This window comes from Pedobacter miscanthi, from assembly GCF_003315595.1.
In the GTDB taxonomy this organism is placed as follows: domain Bacteria; phylum Bacteroidota; class Bacteroidia; order Sphingobacteriales; family Sphingobacteriaceae; genus Pedobacter; species Pedobacter miscanthi.
Map to the genome: position 1 here is coordinate 57,268 of NZ_QNQU01000011.1, position 22,947 is coordinate 80,214.

The window sequence follows — 22,947 nt, forward strand, 5'->3', positions numbered from 1 at the left end:
TGGGGCAGCTATATAACCTGTTGATTAATATCTTATCTCGATAAATAGTATACTTTGGTAACGTTTGTTTTATCAATTTTAGCTGTAAACTGCAATTGACCTGCAGAAATGCTGTTTATTTGACAATAATTTAAACCATCATTGATAGACATCGTAAACTGATCAGAATAAATGATCGAATAACTGCCGATTGTCCTGTTTCCTGATAAACTTAACTCAATAGTATCATCGTTATCGGGTTTATAATCAACATAATCACTGGTAGTGCCATACTTAACATCCCCATTAACTTTTTTAGGGTCTTTTAAGGTATCTTCTGCAGTATAACCAGTAGTTACAACCCGGTTTAAAGTCCACCTGCCCAACAACTGGGCTTTTAAAGAAGTAGTATCTTTCTTACATGAAAAAATGGTCGACGTGAGCAGCATTAACAAACTTAGGAGAGTAATTTGTCTTTTCATAGTGAATTTAGGTTTAAGAATATCTAATTAACGCGCTTTCAACAAATTTCGTACCGTAAATTTTAAAAAACTAATTTTATCACATCACCTGATCTTCAAACTAAAAGCTAAACAGATGCGTTTATATTCATTTAACAATCATTAATTGGTGTTTATCAGGTATAATTTATATTTTCGCAGAAACAAAAATGAAATACATGGAAGAATTCGAAGTAAGTGAGGCATCTAAGAAAACCAAAACCATTTATATCTCTACTATAATCAGTATTGCATTGGTTTTATTAATGCTGGGACTGCTTGGGTTGGTACTTGTACATGCCAAAAACCTGTCTAACTACGTTAAAGAAAACATTGTATTAAACATTATTGTTGATGAAGGCGCAAAAGAAGCTGATGTTCTGGCCTTTCAGAAGGAGTTGAATACAAAGCCCGAGGTAAAACAGACCCAATATGTAAATAAGGAACTTGCGGCCAGAAACTTAACACAGGATTTAGGCGAAGATTTTGTTAACTTTTTAGGTTACAACCCTTTAACCTCAACTTTCGATGTGTACTTAAAAGCAGAATATGCAAACAATAAAAGCATCGATGCACTAAAAGCAAGTATTTCTAAAAACCCCGTAGTTAAAGAAGTAGTTTACCAGAGTTCTTTAATTGATATGGTAAATAAGAACATTAATACCATTGGTTTGATTATTTTTGCTTTTGCAGTATTGCTTTTAATTATTTCTATTGCCCTGATTAACAACACCATACGGTTAGCCATTTATTCACAGCGCTTTTTAATTAAAAGTATGCAGCTGGTTGGTGCAACGAAAAATTTTATCAGACGTCCTTTCTTACTGTATGCTGCTTTGCATGGTTTAATTGCTGCATTTATAGCCATCATTATTTTGTTGGCCACTTTAATTTATGCCCGCAAAGAAGTGCCCGAAATTATTATTTTAAATAACTACCAGGAATTTGGCTTCGTATTTATAGGCCTTTTAATTGTAGGTATTTTTATAACAGGCATTAGTACGTGGTTTGCGGTAAGCAGGTATTTACGTTTAAAATCTTATCATCTTTATAGATAATGGCAGAAAAAAAAACAAGTCCGGTTTTAAAGGACATTAAAGGCAAAAACGAAAGCGAACTGGTTTTCACTACGCAGAACTACAAATTGTTATTGATCAGCATTGCAATTGTGGTTGTAGGTTTCATCCTGATGATGGGCACTACCGGCGACATTTACGATTTCAGAAGAACTTTATTAGCACCTGTAGTGGTGTTGGCAGGTTTTGTTTTCGGAATTTACGCCATCTTAAAAAAATAATTTTTGCCTGCGCCAATTGTTTGTTAACTTTATAATATGACGACAACAAATCTGCAGATCGAAATTAACTCACTTCCCCTAAATCTCAGGCAGGAAGTTGCAGATTTTGTTGAGTTTTTAAAAACAAAACATAAAAACAAACCAAAACTAAAATCGCGCGAATTTGGGTATGCAAAGGGTAAAATCAAATTATCTGATGATTTTGATGAACCTTTAGAAATGTTTGCAGATTACGTTTAATGGCCTACTTATTAGATACTCATGCTTTTTTATGGTTTGTAGCCGGTGATGATCAACTACCGTCTTCAGTTAAAAAAAAGCTTTCAGACATCGATGAATCTTGTTTCCTAAGCATTGCTTCATTTTGGGAAATTGCCATTAAAAAGCAGATTGGAAAACTCGATCTTGAAATAGGCTTTGAAGAACTTTTCCGCTTTGCAGAAAGAAATCAGATCGAGGTCATATCCATTAACGAAACCCATCTCACCACCTTACTAGATCTTGAATTTATAAACAATGATCCTTTCGACCGGATTATTGTAGCACAGGTCATTTCAGAAAACCTGACTTTGATTTCGAGAGATAAAAAATTAAAAAACTATAAAATAAAATTACAGTGGGAATAACCCATTAACTAAATAATATGAACGCTTTTGAAGCCATTGTCCTTGCAATTGTTGAAGGATTAACTGAATTTTTACCTGTATCGAGCACTGGTCACATGATTATTGCATCATCACTGATGGGCATTGCATCGGAACCATTTGTAAAACTTTTCACCATTGTAATCCAACTTGGCGCGATACTTTCTGTGGTTGTACTTTATTTTAAAAGGTTTTTTAAATCAATAAATTTCTATATTAAATTATTGGTTGCATTTATCCCCGCAGCAGTATTTGGGTTGTTATTAAGCAAAAAAATCGACGAATTGTTGGAAAGTCCGATGGCTGTAGGCATTTCGCTTTTGATTGGAGGTGTGATCTTATTATTTGTTGATAAGTGGTTTAGTAAACCAACTGTACTGGAAGAAGAAAAGGTAACCTATTTAACGGCCTTAAAAATCGGATTTTTTCAGTGTATCGCCATGTTACCTGGCGTATCGCGCTCTGGCGCAACCATTGTGGGTGGTATGAGTCAGAAATTAAGCCGTAAAGTGGCTGCAGAATTTTCATTTTTCCTTGCAGTACCTACAATGTTTGCTGCAACCGCCAAAAAACTTTACGATTTTTATAAAGAAGGTCACACTATTACCCACGATCAAACCAATATGCTAATTATCGGTAACGTTGTGGCTTTTGTGGTAGCACTTTTAGCCATTAAAAGCTTTATCGGATACTTAAACAAACATGGTTTCAGGGTTTTTGGATGGTACAGGATTGCTGCAGGTTTAATCATTATCATCCTGTTGTTGAGCGGACATAACTTACAAATTATATAATCCAGAAATATTAACCACAGATTTACGCAGATGAACACTGATGATTCTTATCTGCGTGCATCCTTTTCATCTGTGGTAAAAAACGACATTGAATCCGTATCTTTGCGCAAAAAAGATTTGTGAGTACCGAAAATTCAAAATTTAAAGATTTCAATTTTGCTGAAGGCGAATTGCTGTTGATCAACAAACCATACAAATGGACTTCGTTTGATGTGGTGGGCAAAATCCGTAATTCTTTAAAACCTTTAAAGCTAAAGGTTGGTCATGCCGGCACTTTAGATCCGCTTGCTACAGGCCTTTTGATCATCTGCACAGGCAAATTAACCAAGCAGATCGATACTTTTCAGGCTGAAGAAAAAGAATATACCGGAACCATGATTTTAGGGGCCACTACCCCATCATTCGATATGGAAACCGAGGTAGATGAAACATTCGGGATCAGCAACATTACCGAAGATGAAATTTATGCGGCCTGTAAACCTTTTATCGGCGATATAGAGCAATATCCACCCGCACACTCTGCCGTAAAAGTAAATGGTGAACGTTTATACGTTAAAGCCAGGCTGGGCGAAGAAGTAGAATTGCGCAAACGTTTTGTGAGTGTACCTGAATTTGAAATCACCAGGATCGAATTACCGGAAATCGACTTCAGGATTGTGTGCAGTAAAGGTACTTATATCCGCTCGCTCATCTCCGATTTTGGTAAACAGCTAAACAACGGCGCTTATCTTTCTAAACTTACCCGAACCCGTAGCGGAAACTTTTTGCTTAAAGATGCGTTTGAAGTATTAGAACTTGTTAATTATATCCGTAGCAAAAAAGAAGAAGCTAAAACACAGGCAGAGGTATGAATCACATCAAAAACAGGCACACCAGGTTTATAAAAGAAATTCTTTTAATTATTGCAGGTGTAACTTCGGCATGTTTTGGTTTAAAAAGCTTTTTAATGCCCAGCCATTTTATAGATGGAGGTGTTACCGGTATTTCCCTTTTGGTAAGTACATTAACAGGATGGAATTTATCATATCTGATTGCAATTATTAACATTCCATTTGTGATTTTAGGTTACCGGCAAATTGGTAAAGGCTTTGCTTTTAAAACAGCTATTGCCATTGCAGCCCTTTCAGTAGCCTTAATTTTTCTGCCTTTTCAGCCCATTACCCACGATAAATTGCTTATTGCATTTTTCGGTGGTTTATTTTTAGGCGGAGGCATCGGTTTGGCCATGCGTGGTGGCTGCGTAATTGATGGAACAGAGGTTTTAGCACTTTACATCAGTAAAAACAGTATTCTGACAGTAGGAAACATCATCTTGATCTTAAATATCATTATTTTTGCCTTTGCTGCTTATTTCCTGAATATCGAAACCGCGCTGTATGCCATTTTAACTTATTTATCTGCATCCAGCACTATCGATTTTATAGTAAACGGGCTCGAACAATATACCGGTGTAACCATCATTTCGGAACATCAGGAAGCCATTAAAGGTTTCATCATCAACGAAATGAAACGTGGTGTTACCATTTATAAAGGTGAAGGCGGCTATGGCGAAAAGAAAGATATTGATATTATTTTCACCGTAGTTACCAAGCTTGAAATGAGCAAATTACAAAGTGCTATCCGTCAGATTGATTCGGATGCCTTTGTTATACAGCAACAAATTGCCGATTTAAAAGGCGGGGTTGTAAAACGCCACGCTTTACATTAATTTCCTATCCCATTGAAGATATATAATAACCTTTCGGATTTTAAAAAATTAGATAATGCCATTGTTACTATTGGCACTTTTGACGGTGTACACTTCGGACATCAAAAAATCATTAAACAACTGGTAGAAAAGGCAAAAGCCGACAAGGGGAAAAGTGTTATTTTAACCTTTTTCCCGCATCCGCGAATGATCATCGATCCGGAAAACCAGGATCTTAAAATGATCAATACCATTAATGAGAAAGCCGATATTTTAAAAGGTTTGGGTGTAGACCATTTGATTATTACCCCTTTTACCCGCGATTTCTCTAATCAGCTGCCTGAAGATTATATTAAAAACACGTTGGTTGATAATATTGGCACTAAACACATTATTATTGGTTACGATCATCGCTTTGGTAAAGACCGTTTGGGTAATTTAAGTGATTTAAAAGCCGCAGGTTTACACTATGGTTTTACCGTTGAAGAAATTATGGAACAGGATATCCATGATGTAGCCGTAAGCTCTACGAAAATCCGTGAGGCCCTTTTGGCCGGCGATGTAGGTTTGGCCAATGATTACCTGGGCTATCCGTTTTCCATCTTCGGAAAAGTAATTAAAGGTGATAAAATCGGCCGGACAATCGGCTTCCCAACTGCAAATATCTTTGTGGAAGAAACCTATAAATTAATTCCAGGTGATGGCATTTACGCCGTAACAGTTGAGATGGAATCAGAGGTTGGAGGTCCGAAGTCCGGAGCCGAGACGTCCAACCTTCAACCTTTAACCTTCAGCCTTCAACCTTTCCGAGGTATGGCCTACATTGGGCAGCGCCCCACCATTAACGGAATGACGAGAAATATTGAAGTCAACATTTTCGACTTCGACCAGGAAATTTACGGACAGGATATTAAAATGAACTTCCTGAAATTCTTACGTCACGATGTAAAATTTACAGGTTTAGAAGCGCTAACCGTTCAATTGCAAAAAGATAAGGAAGCTACGCTGGCTTATTTTAACGGGTAAGTTACTTTTCTGAGTATAACGTCAGGTCGCTGATAAATTTAAAATCTTTTAAATTATATGTAAACAATCTTAGTTTAGTTTCAATTGCTGTAGCTGCAATTAATGAATCGGCTATTGCCAGGCCGTGACTTAATTTAAACTCCTGTATTAAACCAATAGCTGTTAGATTTATTCTTTCATTGATTAATACAATACTAAACCTTTTGATTTTTTTGTTAATGATACCAAGATCTAGTTTATTGGTGGCACCGTATAGCAATTCCATTTTAGTAATGGATGAAATGATCACATTATCAAGTCCTATAAGCGATTCTAATATATTTGTTGCAGATGCATTCCGGCTTTGATTTTTATCAAAATAATCTATTAATACATCAGTATCACAAATTATTTTTTCCTTTGCCATGCTGTATCTCTCAATTTCTCAGCACTAAGATCTTTTCCTGTAAAAACATCATGCAATTCAGCAATATCTACTTTAGCATCTCCAATAATAATTGGAATACCATTAATGCTAGATTGCTTTTGAGGAGTACTTCTAGCCTTATCATCAGAAATAGAGAAATTTAAATATTTACCTAATTCTTTAAGAGCCTCAAGTGTTTTATTACTTTTATATTTGATGGTTACTTCTTTCATTAGATTTATTTTTAATGTTACTGTGCATAGCTTACACAAATTTAATCATTATTTTCCAGAATAACACGCGGCATGTCTGATGTCAAAAAGGGATCAAGATCAAAGGATTGAGTGTGTTAAAATCATATTTCGCTTTCAAAAAAGCCTTATTTTCGTTATATTAGCGGCAATGAGGCTTTTTTACATCATTTTCTTTCTTTCCCTTTCCATAAATTTTGCGGCTATCGCATCGCAGGAAAAAAGAAATGATGCCGCATTAAAAAACACCAAAATCAGTTTCATTTCCTGTAAAAAAAACGTCAAACCCAACCTTGGCTTTAATCAGGATAACGAGAGTTTACAAAGGGATTTTATTAACAGCTCTATTTTAAAAACCGTTTCAGGTGCCTGTATCCTCCTTTCATTTTTGTTGTTTCTTTTTTTAAAGAACAAAGCCATTAATACCAAAGTTGTAATCAAGAGATTAAAATATAATTATTGGTGCCTGTTTAAGACACTCTATCCAAAACATGTTTTTTGGTAAGTAATTTCATTTTATTGGAATTTTAATAAATGTCGGGCACACTCCATGCCCGAAAATAGATTATTTAATATCATTACCCATTTTTTATAGATGCATTTACCTGATTTAATTGCCGATTTAGGCTTAATCCTTGCCGCAGCAGGGATAACTACACTTATATTTAAAAGAATTAAACAGCCCCTCGTTTTGGGCTACATATTAGCCGGACTTCTGGTTGGTTCGCACCTCGATTTTTTTCCTTCCGTTACCGACACCAAAAGCATTAACATCTGGGGCGAAATTGGTGTAATTTTCCTTTTATTCAGCTTAGGCCTTGAATTTAGTTTCAAAAAATTGGTTAAAGTAGGAGGCTCTGCCTCCATTACGGCTATTGTAAAAGTTTTATTCATCATCCTGGCTGGTTATCTGGTTGGTAAAGCGATGGGCTGGAAAGATATGGACAGCCTCTTTTTAGGTGGAATTTTATCCATTTCATCTACCATGATTACCATCAAGGCTTTTGAAGAACTGGGCTTAAAACATAAAAAATTCGCCGGACTGGTGTTCGGTGTCTTGATCGTAGAAGATCTGGTTGCCATCTTATTATTGGTGCTTTTTTCTACCCTGGCGGTTAGCCAGCAATCGGCTGGTACCGAAATGCTGTATTCAATTCTCAAATTGGCCTTTTTCCTGGTGTTATGGTTTTTGGGTGGAATATTTGTAGTGCCCTCATTTCTTAAAGCCACCAAAAAATTAATGAATGATGAAACCATGCTCGTGGTATCGCTGGCTTTATGTTTAGTAATGGTTTTACTTGCCGATAAGGTTGGTTTCTCTCCGGCTTTGGGTGCATTTATTATGGGCTCCATTTTGGCCGAAACCACACAGGCCGAAAGGATTGAACATTTAACCAAATCGGTAAAAGATTTATTTGCAGCAGTATTTTTTGTTTCTGTAGGTATGCTTATCGATCCATCCATGCTGGTTAAATATGCCGTTCCGATTTTAGTTGCCACTGTGGTTATTATTTTTGGAAAAATCTTATTCACGATTTTAGGCGCTTTACTTTCCGGTCAGCCGTTAAAAACCTCAGTACAATCGGGTATGAGTTTGGCCCAGATTGGTGAGTTCTCGTTTATTATAGCTTCGTTGGGTTTAACCCTTAAAGTAACGAGTGATTTCCTTTATCCTATCGCGGTAGCTGCAGCAGCCATTACAACTTTTACTACTCCTTACCTCATTAAATTATCGGAGCCTTTTTATCAATACTTAAACCGTGTTTTACCAAAAAAATGGCTGGATGGGATCGAGCGGTACAGCTCAAGTACCGAAGGCATTACCACTTTGAGCGATTGGAGAATTTTATTACGTTCGTACATCTTTAATACCATCATCCATTCGGTAATCATCATCGCCATTATCTTTTTAGCTTACCGGTATGTACAGCCGTTTATTGTAAGCAACATTGCCAATAGTTTAACCTCCATTATCATCAGTGTGGTGGTATCTTTTATATTAATGTCGCCATTTTTATGGGCCTTATCTATCCGGAGAATCCAACGCACCGCATATTCCCATCTTTGGCTGAATAAAAAATATACACGCGGTCCGTTAATTGCAATCGAATTTTTCAGGATTGCATTAGGGATTTTCTTTGTAGGTTTTTTGATGTACGAATTTTTCGACACCTGGATTGCTGCCGTAATTGCCCTCGGGTTGATCGTTTTAGGAATGGTTATCTTCTCCAGAAAACTTCAATCGTTTTACGATAAACTCGAAAGGCGTTTCATGCTGAATTTAAATGCACGCGAGAATCAAAAACCTGATATTTTACCTTGGGATACCCACTTAACCGAGCTTAAGGTTTCGCCCGAATCGGAAGTGGTTGGAAAAACACTTACCGAATTGATGATCAGGGAAAAATATGGTGTAAATATCGCTTTAATTGAACGAGGAAGAAACAATATCCCAACTCCGGGAAGGGATGAAAGGCTTTATCCAAACGATAAATTATTGCTGATTGGTGCCGATGACCAGCTGGCTGCTGTTAAGGCGCTCTTAGAAATTGATACACCGGAAATTGCCGAAGAAGATAACTTCCCGAATAAGGAAATGACCTTACAAAAAGTGGTGGTACATGCCGAATCGCCGGTTTATGGGCTAAGCATCAGAAATGCGGGTATCCGCGAAAAAGCACAGGCTTTGATTGTAGGTATAGAGCGTGGTGCCGATCGGATACTAAATCCATCATCCGATTTTGTTTTTGATACCGGTGATGTAATCTGGATCGTAGGGAATAATAAGAAGGTGAAAGAGGTTTTATAAGGCTTGAGGTCGGAAGACGGAAGTTTGGATGCATAATTACTACGTTTTTTACTTTCGGACCTCTGACTTCCGACTTCGGACCAAAAAACCTATATTCGTACATAACCTAACCTATGAAAGTCGACAGAGAAAAGAGTGAATTTCTTGATGATATGATCGAGCAGTGGCAAAGCGATGGCATTATCAATGAAGAAACAGGAAATAAACTCCGTAAAAGTTACGAGGCTAAAAATTTCGATTGGCTGCGTCTGGCGCAATATGCTTTTTGGGTGGCGCTGGCCTGTGGTTTTATTGCGCTCGGTTCTTTACTTATCGATAATTCAATTTTAAACTATTTAAAACGGGTTTACAATACGCCAAATATCGTTATAGCCATTGTTTCAGGCGGATTGGCTGCGTGGCTTTATATACTCGGTTTCAGACGGAAAAAGAAACTCCCCCATTTAAAGTTCAGCAACGAGGCCATAGTTTTTTCGGCGATTTTATTAACGGCGAATGCCATAGCTTATTTCGGAAAGGCATTCGATAACGGTTCAGGCAATTTTTCTATTCTTATCCTCGTATCGGTATTTATTTATGGCGCTTTAGGTTTTATTTTCAACTCAAGGTTAATCTGGATTTTCGCCTTAATCTCTCTGGGTGCCTGGTTTGGTACCGAAACGGGTTATTTAAGCAGGTGGAATTATTATTTCCTGGGTATGAATTATCCTTTACGTTTTGTGGTTTTCGGGGCTGCATTAACTGCAGCATCTTTTATCATGAAAGCTTTTCCCAAAACACAAAACTTTTTTCAGGTTACCTATATAGCAGGTATGGTTTACTTATTCGTATCGCTTTGGGCTTTATCGGTATTCGGTAATTTTGCCAGTTTGGAAGAATGGTATACCGTTAGGCAGTTAAGTTTGTTTTACTGGGCATTAATTTCGGCAGCCATCTGCGTGGCAAGCACGTTATTTGGTTTAAAATACCATGATGATATTGCGCGGGAATTTGGCATTACATTTCTCTTTATTAACCTTTATACACGCTATTTCGAATATTTTTGGGACAGCTGGCATAAGGCTTTATTCTTTTCGGTACTGGCGGCTTCTTTCTGGTTAATTGGCCGGAAAGCAGAGAAGATATGGAATGTAGAATTTTTGAAGTAGGCCAGTCGTCATCTTGACCGTAGTGGAGAGATCTATAAACGATATTTCACAGATCTCTTCATTTCGCAGCGCTACAGTTGAGATGACAAATTATGATATTAAACCAATGAAAATATACCAGCAAGCATTAACACTTAGAGAAAGAAGAAGGGGTTTTCACATCATTACCGATGAGATTGAAGATGCCCTACCCCAGCTTGATGAAATCAATATTGGCATTTGCCAGGTTTTTATACAACATACTTCGGCTTCGCTTAGCATCAACGAAAATGCCGATCCCACTGTGCGTATGGATTTCGAAATGTTCTTTAATAAAACCGTTAAAGAGAATGACCCTGATTATGAGCATGATTACGAAGGATCAGATGATATGCCTGCACATTTAAAAGCGGCACTTTTAGGCAGTTCGGTTACTATTCCTATAAGAAACGGCAGATTGGCCCTTGGTACCTGGCAGGGCATTTATCTTTGTGAACACCGTAACCATGGTGGACAAAGAAGATTAATTATTACTGCCTGGGGAGAATAAGTTTATGCTTTTTTCACTTCTTCCTTAATTTCAGGGTGATTATCCTGTATAGATTTACCATCTGTTTCTACTTCGATTTCTTTGGTGGTAACTGCATAATGTGAAGGATAAATCTCCGACCCAAAAGCTACAGCATACGCCTTTGTAAATTCGGCACCAAAATATAAAATAATAGAAGAGTAGTAGGTCCAGAGGAGGACCACAACAAGCGATCCGGTTGCACCATAAGTGCCACCCACGTTACTTTGTCCGATATAAATAGAAATGGCAAATTTACCAATCATAAAAAGTATGGCTGTTACCACTGCACCGGCAATTACATCTCGCCATTTGATAATCGCATCGGGCAATACCTTAAAAATTACTCCAAATATTAACGAAATTACGGCAAGGGTTACAATCTGATTAACCACATAAAATACAATAACCGATACTTCGGCAAACCTGGCCTGTAAACGGTTGCTAAAAGCATCCAAAACGGAAGTTACTGCAAGTGATACCAACAGCACAAAACCAAGACTTATAATCACCGAAAACGACAGAAAACGATTTTGCAACATTTTTACCCAGCCCCTTTTAGGTTTTGGTTTTAAACCCCAGATTGTATTGATAGAATCCTGAATATCGCCAAATACTGTAGTTGCACCAAGCAATAACGTAAAAATACCAATAATTAATGCAATGGTACTTTTTCCGTCCAGATAAGCATTTTTAATCAACTGTTGCAAAGATGTGGCAGATTCTCTGCCTAAAAAACCTTCTAACTGGGCATATACCTGCCCTTCTGCAATTTCTCTTCCTAAAAATATACCACACAGAGAAATAATCACCACTAATAAAGGCGCCATAGAAAAAACGGTGTAATAAGCCAGCGAACCGCTTAGCTTGGTTACCTTATGGTCGTTAAAACCAGTAAATGATGCTTTTAAAACACCCCAGATTCCTTTTAAAGTGATTTTGTTCCTTGCTGCCATAATAAAACGGTTTTGATGATATTCTCTAAATTAAACCGCCCATTTTTTGAATTGTTTTTTCATTATGTAACAATAGCAACAAAAAAAGCCCCGGTAAACCGGAGCTTTCATGATTAAAATATGACTAATGATGCCTTATTTTGTTTTGATCCAGGTAACAAGATCGTTCACCAAAACATCCGAAACACTTGCCGCAGCCTGGTATTGAGCCATAGTACCTTTTCCGGTCTGCGGACTTAACAAATGGTTTAATTCGGGATAAAATTTAAGGGTCACATTTTTCTTTTTACCTAAAGCTTCATTCCATAAATCGAAATCGGTTTTGCTTACCTGAAAGTCGTTTCCACCCTGTAAAACATAAATTCTTGGTTTTGATAGAGTTTTCGCCACTGCTACCTGATCATAACTGTTTAAATCGGCCCAGTATTTTGCAGGCAAACCTAATATTACTGAATCAGGCTTTATGGTTGTTCCCAAAGAAGAAATCCTGCTTTTATCAATTTCTGCAATCGCATTGGCCAGTTGTTGTTTAAAAACAGCCGACGTATCGTTCGCTTGCTCGAACATGTATTTATTTTGATCTACAATAAGATCAGTTAGTTTTCTCGCTGGTGCAGCTGCTAAAATAATCCCGGCCAAATCAGGCGATAATGTTGCCATTTTTGGAGCCAGCATGCCACCCAGGCTATGGCCAAATACATAAACATTTTTCGGATCGGCGCCAACAGCTGTTTTTGCAGCTGCAATTGCGGCGGCTTCATCATCCAACACCTCTTCTTTTACGGTGTAAGGAACGTTAAATTCATTGGCATAAATAAGGGTTCTCTTAACATAACGTACAGAACCTATTCCTTTAGAAGCCAATCCACCGGCCAGATCTTTAAAAGGTTTATTGGCACCTACCGTTTCGTCCATATCACCCGGACCGGAGCCATGTACAAAAACAACCATCGGGAAGTTTTTAACATTCTTGGGTATGGTGATAATGGCTGCCAGTTGTTTTCCCGGAGGACCAATATATGCCGATTTTTCGGTGTACAAAGCCGTATCTACATAAGTTGGCTTTAAATAGGTGGTTATCTTTTTTGAAGGTGCAAGGAAAATCCCTACAATCTTTTGCATTTTATTAAAACCTACAATAAAGTTCTGGTCGCCCTTGGCAAATTTGCCTTCAACGGTTACTGCAAAAAATTGCCCTTCTGCTTTACTCTGAATGGCATCAAACGATTCGGCTTTTCCAAATTTATTTCCAATGTCGCCCCAGAGTTTTTTTAGGCTTTCTTCCGGTAATTTGGTTTTTAAGGTATCATCAAAAAAGGCATGCGCATCGGTAAATTTTTCTTCCTGCAATAATTTAAAAAAGTCATTTGCACTGTTAAACAGCTGGATTACATTTTGCGAAAATGCCGAAGTGGTAAATAATAAAGCGATTATGAATAAAAGGCTCTTTTTCATTCGTATAAATTGTTTTTAGGGATGGTGAAACAGTATGATCTGAACTGAAAATCAAAACGGTTCCACAATTGTGTTTGGTTGTTTACAATACCCAAAGTTAACAATATTTGGTTCTGAAAAAGCTTTATTAAAACTAATTATTTAGTTTTAACTATTTTTAACATTTCCTGTTAAATTCTTCCATAAAATATAGGGAATAAACATAATACACAACGCAATAACAGGTGGAATTAGTAGTGATACTCCATCTCCTGCAAAGGCCCTGGAGGCAAAAGCCCCGATAAAATTAATGGCAAAACCTGCGTAAGCCCATTCTTTAATGGCTACATATTTATTCTGTAAGATGGATATTGCACCTAACAGTTTTGCTATACCAACAATAATAAGCAGGTACATGGGGTAACCAAGGTGTTTAAACACCTCTTTACCGGCTTCTTGTTGGGTTATCCCGCCAAAACCATCCATAATCATCATTAATGCGAAAATAATGGTCGCAATCCAATACCATGTATTCAACTTTTTCATCTTACCTGTTTTTATCGTAATTAATTAACCAATTATTGCCGAAACGGTCTGTTAAATCGCCAAAAAGTGCTCCCCAGAAAGTTTCCTGTAAAGGATGTGATGCCCTCCCCCCTGCCGAAAGTTTATTATAATAAGCTATAGCCTCTTCTTCCGAATTGCAGTTGAGCATCATGGAGATGGAGTTACCTTTTATCAATCCACGCTCTTCTACCATATCTGTACCCATAATCACCAGCTCATCTTTAGCTAATACAGCATGCATAATACTCCGCTTCATAATACAGGGTATTCTATCTGCTTCTAGCGATTCACCAATGGTTTCGAGGGTTAACTCTCCGCCGAGGCAATCCCTGTAAAAAGTCATTGCTTCGCGGCAGTTGCCATTAAATGTGAGATATGAATTTATACTAGCCATTTCATTATTTTTTGATGCCCTACAGCACATCGGTTCCTCTATTATACATTTTGGCATCAGCCTTTAACAACACAAACATACGGGGAGATTGCAAAAAGCTAAACATGCAGAAACGTCAATTGCAGGGGTTGTTTACGACAAACAGGCTTGCTATATTTGAGTTATGAAACATGTATCTATCTTAATTCCAGAGACTGCCGTGATCGAGGCCATAGCAGATCCCCGTTATTTATTTACGGCTGTTAATGAATTTTTACAGGCATCAGGCAAACTGCCGCTTTTTAAAGTCGAGCTGGTGGGGATGACGAAAGAGGTAAAATTAAATAATAGCCTGTTTTCGGTCCATGCAGATAAACTCCTGCACGAAGTAGAACATACCGACCTCATTTTTGTACCTGCAATAAGTGGAAATGTGGGCTATGCAATGGAAGCGAACGAAGATTTGATCCCTTGGATTGTAAAACAACATGCAAAAGGTGCAGAAGTAGCTTCGCTTTGTTTGGGTGCCTTTTTATTGGCTTCTACAGGTTTATTAAACGGCCGGAAATGCTCTACGCACTGGTTATTTGCCAATCAATTCAGGGAAATGTTCCCTGATGTGGAATTGGTTGATGGCAGCATTATTACCGATGCGCAGGGTTTATACTCGAGCGGTGGTGCAAATTCGTACTGGAACCTGCTTTTATACCTGGTAGAGAAATATACCGACCGAGATACGGCTATTTTAGCGGCAAAATATTTCGCCATAGATATTGATCGCGAAAGTCAGCTTGCTTTTATGATGTTTCAGGGACAAAAAGGACATGAGGATGCAAAAATTAAAAAAGCACAGGAATTTATTGACGGAAATTATCAGGAACGGATTACGGTAGATCAGCTGGCGGATATGCTTGCACTAGGCAGAAGGAGTTTTGAGCGGCGGTTTAAAAGCGCCACAAAAAATACAGTAATCGAATACATCCAAAGGGTAAAAATTGAGGCTGCAAAACGCAGTTTTGAATCGAGCAGGAAAAATATTACCGAAGTGATGTTTGATGTGGGGTATACGGATACCAAATCGTTCAGAGACGTTTTCAAGAAAATAACCGGTTTAACGCCGATTGAATACCGGAATAAATACCATAAAGCGGCACCGGTTTTACAGGTTTAATAAAAAAATTCAAGCCCAACACAATAAATTCCATTTACAGCGTTTATGTATGTGAGAGCGTTAATTTAGATGACGGGGATACTGCCTAAGGGTGGAATCCCCGTTTCTTTTTTTGGGTATATCTCAATTGTTAATATCAGAGTCGTCACCCTGTCCCGAATATTCGGGATCAGGGTCTATCTTGCATGAAAGATGCTGAAATAAATTCAGCATGACGATCGCAGATGAAAAAATATCGTTATTTCGAGCAGAGTGCAACGTAGTCGAGAACCCGAAGGCTCAGCGAAGCTAAATCTGTCTCGAGATAGATCTCTCCATTACACTACGCTCCAGTTGAGATGACGACACGAAAAAAATGATGATATGCAATAAAAAAATTTAAGCCTAGCACAATATATTCCATTTACAGCGTTTATGTATGTGAGAGCGTTAATTTAGATGACGGGGATACTGCCTAAGGGTGGAATCCCCGTTTCTTTTTTCACAAAGCGCATGGCGCTTAGCGCCACGCGAAAAAGGGACATTGTTAAAAAATGTCCCTTTTTAAGATATATGATGGAGTTAAGAATTTTAGCTTTCTTTTTCGGTAAAGTCAACTGGTTTCTTTTCGAAATACTGATCAAAGTTTTGAACTTTTTTAGGTTTTAAGATCACATATAAACCCAATCCGATTAATACTACCGGAACGGTAATTCCAGACAAATTAAAATCAAAAATGCTGATTGCCCTTAGGGTAAATATGCCACCGATAATGGTTAATGCCAACCAGCCGCTTCCCTGAAAGTTTTTGCGGTAACCCATCCACAAACCTGCACCCAGCATAATGGTATGCCACCTCAATATCCAGTGTGGAACATCAATTCCAGTGTTTCTAAGGAAGAATACCGAACCGATTACCAGGATTAAAATGCCTAAACCTAATTGTTTATCTGCGTGATTTTTTTTGATTAAAGTTTCCATGACTTGTTTGTTTTATGATTCAAATGTACTACGGAAACCCAGGCCGGAGAATGGCTTTTCCCTTAGTTGTAAGGTTTTATCGGTGAGTGAAATAAAATTGTCGGTAAAATAATTTGAGGAATTTCTGGGAAGGAAAATTTATCGGTGAGTGAAGCGGGTGGCGCCTAGCATGATGCGGTTGGCGACGATTGACCGATTATCCAGTAATCAGTTTACAATTTTCAATTGGCAGTTTACATTATTAATAACAAATGAACTCACGAGCTATAAAGATTGCTTCACAATGCCCACATAATACCACCCTTCGGTTCGCAATGACGGACTTCGCATTGGCGGCGATTAACCGATTGACAATTTTCAGTTGGCAATTTTCAGTTCACCATACAGCAATCCAACAATTAAATAATCCAGTAGGCAGTTTGCATTACAACAAACTGATTAACCATTCTTAACAATTTCAGTTCACCATACAGCAATCCAACAATTAAACAATCCATTAGGCAGTTCGCATTTACGATAAACCAGACAAATGAACTAATGGCTAATGAACCACTGAACTAATTTATTCAAAAACAATAATATCCGTTCCGTCGCTCATGATTACTTTCGAGGTGAGGTTGATAAATAATCCATGGGCCAACAATCCGTTGATCTGGTTGAGATCGAATGCAAGTTTTGCAGGGTCATCAATCAGGCCAAAATCTGCATCAATAATCAGGTTTCCATTGTCAGTAATAAATGGTTTATTTTCTATTGATCTTAATTGGCCTTTTCCACCAAGTGCAGTAACCTGATCGAAAACATACTGATAAGCTAAAGGGATTACTTCAACTGGAACAGTAAAGGCACCCAGTTTTTTTACTTTTTTAGAAGCATCGGTAATGATGATGGCATTTTTACTTAATGAGGCTATAATTTTCTCCCTGAATAGCGCTCCGCCCCCACCTTTAATCAGATCGAGTGTTTCGGTAAACTCGTCGGCACCATCAATACTAATATCAATTGTACTTAAACTGCCCAAATCGAGGATCTCGATGCCGAGGGATTTTGCAAGTTCTTCTGTGCGGATAGAACTTGCCACTGCAGTGATTTTTAATCCTTCTTTTACACGTTTACCAAGTTCTTTTATAGCAAAAGTAGTAGTCGATCCTGTACCAAGGCCCACAACATCGCCATCTTTGACATATTTTACGGCAGCCAGGGCAGCCGTTAGTTTTTCAGCATCTTGTTGGGTTTTATCTATCGTAGCCATAAAGTAAAAATAGGTTTAAATGCTAAACATCACAAAATAAGATGGGAAGAAATGATTGCTTCGTGCAGACACGAATTAAGGCTGGAAAAAAAAATTAAGCCCAATACAATAAATCCTGTTTATAACGTTTATGTATATGAGAGCGTTAATTTAGATGATGGGGATTCTGCATAAGTGGAATCCCCATTTCTTTTTTGCGTACTGTCATCCTTGATTGGAATCGAATGATCTCTATTTGTCCATTGCCCATCCTTGCCTCGGCTCGCCACCGCCGATGGGCTCTTTCTTTTTGCTGTCAAAAAGAAACAAAAAACACCGGCTGAAAATTTTTCTTCAAAGTTAGTGGTTTGGCTGGGTCAGTGGAGTCCGAAAAATTTATTAGGCCGGATTTAAGTACAACGGAGATACTGTGCTGTGGCCTAGCGGGGTGGAAAAGCATGGAGCAAAAAATTACTGTTTATGCAATAAATTCTGTTTACAGGGTTAATTTAGATGATGGGGATTCTGCATAAGTGGAATCCCCATTTCTTTTTTTTGATTACTGTCATTCTAAAACAAAGGTCATTGCTGTAAAGGTTTAGTAATTCGGTAACAGAATTACTAAACCTTTACAATTGCGAGAAGGCTTTTTCAGCCGAGAGCCTTCCGAGGTTTTCGGGGGAGTAACCTTAAAATGATCGCTGTTGATGTTAGCCGAAATAAAAGATCCTTCGACTACGCTCAGGATGACAACACGCGAAGAAAACTCTACTAAAACCTTCCTACCAAACTTATTCCATAGGTTTTCGGATTACCTAAATGGGCGGCTCCAAAATCGTAGGCATAATCGACATAGGTTTTATTGGCCAGGTTTCTTCCCCAGAAAAACAGATCATACTTTTTAGCAGAAAAACCGATTTTGGCATTATAAACACTATAACCTTTTTGCTGAATCTGGTTACTTAAATCATAAAACTGATTTCCTGTAAACAACCATTCGCCGCGTGCAATGGCATTTAACTTAGAGGCTTTATCTACCTCGTAGCTGTACTGTAAGGCAAGCATAGAAGTAGTTTCGGGTGTATAAATCTGTTTATTATCTGCTAAATCAACCGTTTCTCCTCCTTTTGACACATTTAATGATTTGTAACGCGCATCAGTATACCCAAAATTATAATCGACACTTAAACCTTTTACAGGACGGGCAGAAAGCTCAAGCTCTACACCTTTACTCGCCAGTTTACCGGCGTTGCGCGTAGTAGTTAAGGCTTCAGGCAATATGAGAACGGGAATCTGGGCATCGGTAATATTTACATAAAAAGCTGCAATATTTGCGGTTAAACGCTGATCGAAAAAGGTATTCTTGGTACCGATTTCGAAGTTATTGCTATATTCCGGTTTATAGGTATCAAGCGGTTTTGTTGTTGGATCAGATGCCAGTTGCGTTATCCCTCCTGCACGGTAACCACGACTATAAGTTGCATAAACATTATTATTATGGCTTAGTGCATAAGTCAGGCTTAATTTAGGCGAGATCGCATTAAAATTTGCTTTGGCTAACGTATCGCCCTGTGTAACAATCGGATCCATTGTTGGGATAAGGTATTCGCCCGAAGCCAGTAATTTTTTATGCTCGTAATCATAACGCAAGCCTGCAGTAGCCGTTAACTTTTCGGTTACCTGATAAGAAAGTTGTCCGAAAGCGGCAAAACCAGCGCTTTTACCCGAATTAATGTTTACGGCAGTGGTATTAGGTTCAGCACCATAAACGGCGCCATCAGCACCAAAATATGAGCCCTGTTTTACCGGATTTTTCTGATAGAAACCATACAAACCGGCTACCCATTTAAATTTTGAAGTACCAGATGCAGGCGAACTGAATTTAAACTCCTGGGTATATACTTTAACTTTATTCCAGTCTTTACCATAATTATTTACAATAGAAACGATATCGGCCGGAGAGAAATCGCCATCAATTGGCTGTTTGTAATACCTGTAATTGGATTGATAAGCTGTTTGCGAAGTGAAATTGAAATCATCTCCACTGTAGTTTGCAGATAACGAAGCGTTAAATAAATTATCGACCATTTCTGTTGTCGAATTTTGGTTTAAATGGAATGGATTGGTTAATGCTTCATCAACCGAACCGGTTAAAGGGAAAGTACCATTGTTCCTATTTTCGTTATGTTTCACATTTAATGTAAGGGCAAATTTTGATGTAGCCAAAAACTTCAGGTAATAATTACCCAAAAAGCCATGCAGTTTATCGAATTTTGTGTTGTTAAAAGTATTGGTGTAAAAGCCGTTCTGCGTGTTGTACAATCCGGCAACACCAAAAAAGAGTTTATTCTTAATTAAAGCAGTGCGGATACCCAGGCTGTAACGTTGCTGACCATAATTCCCCAAATCAATGCCAGCAAAACCTGTAGTTAAGTTAGTAGGTTGTTTGGTGATGATGTTGATCACGCCTCCCATGGCGTTGCGGCCGTACAATGTTCCCTGTGGACCTCGGAGTATTTCAATTCTTTCCACATCAAATAATGACGAAATGTAGGTATCTAAACCAAACTGGTTTACCCCATCAATATAAGTTGCAATAGCCGGATCATAAGAAGTGGTACCGATTCCCCTTATCGACGTTACATTTCGACCATCGCCAGGATTACTGCTGTACAAGTTGGGTACAAGTGTGGCTAAATCCCTCGTATTCTGAATGCGGTAATCGCTGATTTTTGATGCTGAAAATGCAGTAACCGCGGCCGGAATGTTCTGTACATTTTCTTCGGTTTTTTGTGCTGAAACGGTTATTTCATCCAGTCGGGAATTGGTTTCTGATAGTACAACATCCAGACTCTGGTTATTGCTAACGGTTTTAATGGCAGTAGCATAACCAATGGCACTAAATTTTAACGTTAATTTCCCGGCAGGAACATTTGTGATTTCAAAAGCACCATTGACCTTACTTACCGTAGATAAATTGGTATTTAATACCCGCACAGTTACATTGGCGATACTTTCATTTTTATCATCTTTTACGGTACCCGATATATTATTCTGCTGTGCACCGGCTGCAAAACAGGTTAACAGGAATACCCCTATTAACATTAAAATGTTCTTCATTTTTTTCTTGTAAAAGTAAAAAAACGGCTAGCATTTCTACTAACCGTTCCTAACAACTATACTAACTAACTTATTTGTTTAAAGAATTGATCCAGCCTGCAATCTTTAAAGCTTCTGCTTTGGTTACCTGCGGCATTGGAGGCATTTCTGTTGAGTAACCCGGCCAGTTTTGAGGCTGAGGGTTATGGATCAACTGAAATATTTTTTCTGGTGAATATTTACGTTTAGCAATTTCTGCAAACGGGGGGCCAATTTGTCTTTTGGTTGGGTTGTGGCAGGCCAGGCAGGTATTTTTAGTTAAAAGGCCTTCTACCTCTTTATAGGTAGGTGCTTTTGCTGCTGTTGTAGCTGGTTTAGCCTCAGTTGCAGCTGCTCCTTTGGCTTCTGGTGCTTTACCCGTGGTGCCTTTTGGTACCGCTGTTTTTTTTGCAGGTGCAGCTGGTGCTGCTGCAGAGTTCTTAGTGCTTACTTCGCTGGCAGAAAGTTTATTTCCATCAGGAATCTGGTTTAAGGTATAATAGGCTACTGGATGAATCAGAGAGTAAAAACCATCCTGCGAACGAATACCATCGAGGGTTAAGGTGTGGATATAATACTGACGGAGATTAGAAACAATAATTCTTGCTTTTAATCCATCGGCCGAAACTTTAACACCTGAGATTTTTAGTTTTTCGGTATTTACCGGAGGAGAACCATAAACCGGGTGGTATTTATAGATGAAGCTTTCTGCATTGTACGAAGCCAGATCTTCTGCTGATTTACGGTCAACAGGCATGGTAAATTCTACTTCAAAACCATCAGGCATTGCCCTAACCGCTTTCATTTCGAATGGTGTTTTGTTATTGTACACCAATCTTTCCAAACCTTCGTTGGCATCACCTGCTGATCCCCAACCACGGTTGGTTTCGCCTACAAATAATGATCCGTCGGTACCCCACTCTAATCTTAACACTCCCGAACGAAAACCTTTACGGAAAAGGAAGGCTGCACCTTGTTCTTCACCTTTTACGGTTTCCATAAAAATCCTCGAGATGATACTCATACCCTGATCGCCAACTAAAATCTGACCGGCAAACGGACCGAATGTATTGGCAGGAATTTTAACAGGCTCTGCAGAAGAGATACCCAAAATACCGTAAGGTAACCAAACTGCCGGTAAACGCAGTTCAGGGAATACCTTTTTCATTTCGAATAAGGTTTTGAACGTTTCGTTTACCCTGTTTTCTGGTTTAATGTACCGGCCTTGTTCGTTTTTAATACGGCGTTCGTCCATTTGTGAATAGAAGAAATCGGATTGTAACTTAACAGGAGAATTTGGAAGATTTGTCCACCTTAAACTTGCCGGGTGTCCCATAAAATCGCCTTTGTTTACTTTCCACAAACCGCCTGATCCTACCCAGTCGCCCTGATTTTCGGTGTAATAAAATTTACCGTCGATGCTACCGATACCGGCAGGAGAACGGAAACCCGCAGCATAAGGGCTCATTTTACCATCTTCGGTAATGTTCATGGCCCAACCACGCATGGGTACACGGCTTTCGGCACGCCACCATTCTTCATCGCCAAAGGCAACGTTTGCAGTAACCATAAAGGTACCATCAGGCATTAACTTCGGTCCGAAGCTATATTCGTGATAGTGACCACTTAAAGGCCATGCATAAATGGTTTCGTATACATCAGCTTTACCATCCTGATCTTTATCAACCAGTTTGGTTAATTCGCCACGTTGTGCCACGTATAATGCACCATTTTTATAGGCAATACCTAAAATTTCGTGCAGTCCGTAGGCAAACCTGCGCCAGTAAGGTTTGGCACTGGTTGGGTTTTCTACAATAAACACTTCTCCCCTGCGGGTAGAAATGGCCAGATCGCCGTTTGGCATGGTAATTAAACCACCAACTTCTAAAATCGGTCCTTCTGGTACGCGTACTTTATTTATTTTGAAAAAATCTTCTTCTTTCGGGGTTTCCTGTGCAAAAACTGTAGAAAAGCTAAAACTTAATGCCAGTATTGCTAATTTTTTGAATGTATTTCTCATTGTCATCAC

The 22,947-nt window shown here is 38.5% G+C and carries 24 protein-coding genes; 13 read left to right on the forward strand and 11 right to left on the reverse strand.

Translation table 11 applies throughout. The features are described from left to right. Window positions 1-32 precede the first annotated feature (32 nt). Complete coding sequence (locus DRW42_RS13995; RefSeq protein WP_147243748.1) at window positions 33-461, reverse strand: hypothetical protein; 429 nt, start codon at window positions 459-461, stop codon at window positions 33-35. A gap of 197 nt (window positions 462-658) precedes the next feature. Between DRW42_RS13995 and DRW42_RS14000 the strand changes: the two genes are divergently transcribed. The 8 genes from DRW42_RS14000 to DRW42_RS14035 all read left to right on the forward strand — a co-directional run bounded on the left by DRW42_RS14000 (window position 659) and on the right by DRW42_RS14035 (window position 5,927). Then, window positions 659-1,537: a cell division protein FtsX gene (locus DRW42_RS14000; protein WP_113949574.1), complete on the forward strand. Its 879-nt coding sequence runs from the start codon at window positions 659-661 to the stop codon at window positions 1,535-1,537. Beyond that, window positions 1,537-1,776: a DUF3098 domain-containing protein gene (locus DRW42_RS14005; RefSeq protein WP_113949452.1), complete on the forward strand. Its 240-nt coding sequence runs from the start codon at window positions 1,537-1,539 to the stop codon at window positions 1,774-1,776. The genes DRW42_RS14000 and DRW42_RS14005 overlap by 1 nt, the downstream gene beginning before the upstream one ends. A 36-nt stretch (window positions 1,777-1,812) precedes the next feature. Further along, on the forward strand, window positions 1,813-2,016 hold the full coding sequence (gene vapB, locus DRW42_RS14010; protein ID WP_113949453.1) for a type II toxin-antitoxin system VapB family antitoxin: 204 nt from the start codon (window positions 1,813-1,815) through the stop codon (window positions 2,014-2,016). Next, the gene (locus tag DRW42_RS14015; RefSeq protein ID WP_113949454.1) at window positions 2,016-2,402 is read left to right on the forward strand and encodes a type II toxin-antitoxin system VapC family toxin; all 387 of its coding nucleotides are present in this window, start codon (window positions 2,016-2,018) and stop codon (window positions 2,400-2,402) included. The genes vapB and DRW42_RS14015 overlap by 1 nt, the downstream gene beginning before the upstream one ends. A gap of 17 nt (window positions 2,403-2,419) precedes the next feature. Continuing rightward, the gene (locus DRW42_RS14020; protein ID WP_113949455.1) at window positions 2,420-3,214 is read left to right on the forward strand and encodes an undecaprenyl-diphosphate phosphatase; all 795 of its coding nucleotides are present in this window, start codon (window positions 2,420-2,422) and stop codon (window positions 3,212-3,214) included. A 119-nt stretch (window positions 3,215-3,333) separates the two neighbouring features. Continuing rightward, window positions 3,334-4,065: a tRNA pseudouridine(55) synthase TruB gene (gene truB / locus DRW42_RS14025; protein WP_113949456.1), complete on the forward strand. Its 732-nt coding sequence runs from the start codon at window positions 3,334-3,336 to the stop codon at window positions 4,063-4,065. After that, window positions 4,062-4,922: a YitT family protein gene (locus DRW42_RS14030; RefSeq protein WP_113949457.1), complete on the forward strand. Its 861-nt coding sequence runs from the start codon at window positions 4,062-4,064 to the stop codon at window positions 4,920-4,922. The genes truB and DRW42_RS14030 overlap by 4 nt, the downstream gene beginning before the upstream one ends. Before the next feature lie 12 nt (window positions 4,923-4,934). Then, window positions 4,935-5,927 (forward strand): bifunctional riboflavin kinase/FAD synthetase, encoded by a 993-nt coding sequence (locus DRW42_RS14035; RefSeq protein ID WP_113949458.1) that lies wholly within the window; start codon window positions 4,935-4,937, stop codon window positions 5,925-5,927. A gap of 1 nt (window position 5,928) precedes the next feature. Here the strand turns inward: DRW42_RS14035 and DRW42_RS14040 are convergent, their stop codons facing one another. Beyond that, window positions 5,929-6,333: a type II toxin-antitoxin system VapC family toxin gene (locus DRW42_RS14040; protein ID WP_113949459.1), complete on the reverse strand. Its 405-nt coding sequence runs from the start codon at window positions 6,331-6,333 to the stop codon at window positions 5,929-5,931. Continuing rightward, the gene (locus DRW42_RS14045; protein WP_113949460.1) at window positions 6,315-6,566 is read right to left on the reverse strand and encodes a hypothetical protein; all 252 of its coding nucleotides are present in this window, start codon (window positions 6,564-6,566) and stop codon (window positions 6,315-6,317) included. The genes DRW42_RS14040 and DRW42_RS14045 overlap by 19 nt, the downstream gene beginning before the upstream one ends. 169 nt (window positions 6,567-6,735) lie before the next feature. On the opposite strand from DRW42_RS14045, the gene DRW42_RS14050 reads away from it, so the two are divergent. The 4 genes from DRW42_RS14050 (at window position 6,736) to DRW42_RS14065 (ending at window position 11,070) form a co-directional block, all read left to right on the forward strand. Next, window positions 6,736-7,089 (forward strand): hypothetical protein, encoded by a 354-nt coding sequence (locus tag DRW42_RS14050; protein ID WP_147243749.1) that lies wholly within the window; start codon window positions 6,736-6,738, stop codon window positions 7,087-7,089. Between the two features lie 90 nt (window positions 7,090-7,179). After that, entirely contained in the window at window positions 7,180-9,393 is a 2,214-nt protein-coding gene (locus DRW42_RS14055) for a cation:proton antiporter domain-containing protein (protein ID WP_113949462.1), read from the forward strand. 113 nt (window positions 9,394-9,506) lie between these two features. Beyond that, window positions 9,507-10,541, forward strand: a complete 1,035-nt coding sequence (locus DRW42_RS14060) for a DUF2157 domain-containing protein (RefSeq protein WP_113949463.1) — start codon at window positions 9,507-9,509, stop codon at window positions 10,539-10,541. 106 nt (window positions 10,542-10,647) lie between these two features. Next, window positions 10,648-11,070 (forward strand): secondary thiamine-phosphate synthase enzyme YjbQ, encoded by a 423-nt coding sequence (locus DRW42_RS14065; RefSeq protein ID WP_113949575.1) that lies wholly within the window; start codon window positions 10,648-10,650, stop codon window positions 11,068-11,070. Window positions 11,071-11,072: 2 nt separating this feature from the next. Here the strand turns inward: DRW42_RS14065 and DRW42_RS14070 are convergent, their stop codons facing one another. The 4 genes from DRW42_RS14070 to DRW42_RS14085 form a co-directional block, all read right to left on the reverse strand. Next, complete coding sequence (locus tag DRW42_RS14070; RefSeq protein WP_113949464.1) at window positions 11,073-12,044, reverse strand: YihY/virulence factor BrkB family protein; 972 nt, start codon at window positions 12,042-12,044, stop codon at window positions 11,073-11,075. A 135-nt stretch (window positions 12,045-12,179) separates the two neighbouring features. Then, a complete protein-coding gene (locus DRW42_RS14075) occupies window positions 12,180-13,499 on the reverse strand; it encodes an alpha/beta hydrolase (protein WP_113949465.1) in 1,320 nt (439 codons plus the stop codon). 147 nt (window positions 13,500-13,646) lie between these two features. Then, entirely contained in the window at window positions 13,647-14,024 is a 378-nt protein-coding gene (locus DRW42_RS14080) for a DoxX family protein (RefSeq protein ID WP_113949466.1), read from the reverse strand. Window position 14,025: 1 nt separating this feature from the next. Beyond that, entirely contained in the window at window positions 14,026-14,439 is a 414-nt protein-coding gene (locus DRW42_RS14085) for a VOC family protein (RefSeq protein ID WP_113949576.1), read from the reverse strand. A gap of 163 nt (window positions 14,440-14,602) precedes the next feature. Between DRW42_RS14085 and DRW42_RS14090 the strand changes: the two genes are divergently transcribed. Continuing rightward, a complete protein-coding gene (locus DRW42_RS14090; RefSeq protein WP_113949467.1) occupies window positions 14,603-15,589 on the forward strand; it encodes a GlxA family transcriptional regulator in 987 nt (328 codons plus the stop codon). Between the two features lie 570 nt (window positions 15,590-16,159). Here the strand turns inward: DRW42_RS14090 and DRW42_RS14095 are convergent. The 4 genes from DRW42_RS14095 to DRW42_RS14110 form a co-directional block, all read right to left on the reverse strand. After that, window positions 16,160-16,549, reverse strand: a complete 390-nt coding sequence (locus DRW42_RS14095) for a LiaF transmembrane domain-containing protein (RefSeq protein ID WP_113949468.1) — start codon at window positions 16,547-16,549, stop codon at window positions 16,160-16,162. A 562-nt stretch (window positions 16,550-17,111) separates the two neighbouring features. Then, window positions 17,112-17,801 carry a ribose-5-phosphate isomerase RpiA gene (rpiA, locus tag DRW42_RS14100; protein WP_113949469.1) on the reverse strand — a complete coding sequence of 230 codons (690 nt, stop codon included), beginning with the start codon at window positions 17,799-17,801 and terminating at the stop codon, window positions 17,112-17,114. A 750-nt stretch (window positions 17,802-18,551) separates the two neighbouring features. Further along, window positions 18,552-20,900, reverse strand: coding sequence for a TonB-dependent receptor (locus DRW42_RS14105; protein ID WP_113949470.1), 2,349 nt, complete (start codon window positions 20,898-20,900; stop codon window positions 18,552-18,554). A gap of 70 nt (window positions 20,901-20,970) precedes the next feature. Further along, complete coding sequence (locus DRW42_RS14110) at window positions 20,971-22,938, reverse strand: c-type cytochrome (protein ID WP_113949471.1); 1,968 nt, start codon at window positions 22,936-22,938, stop codon at window positions 20,971-20,973. Window positions 22,939-22,947 lie beyond the last annotated feature (9 nt).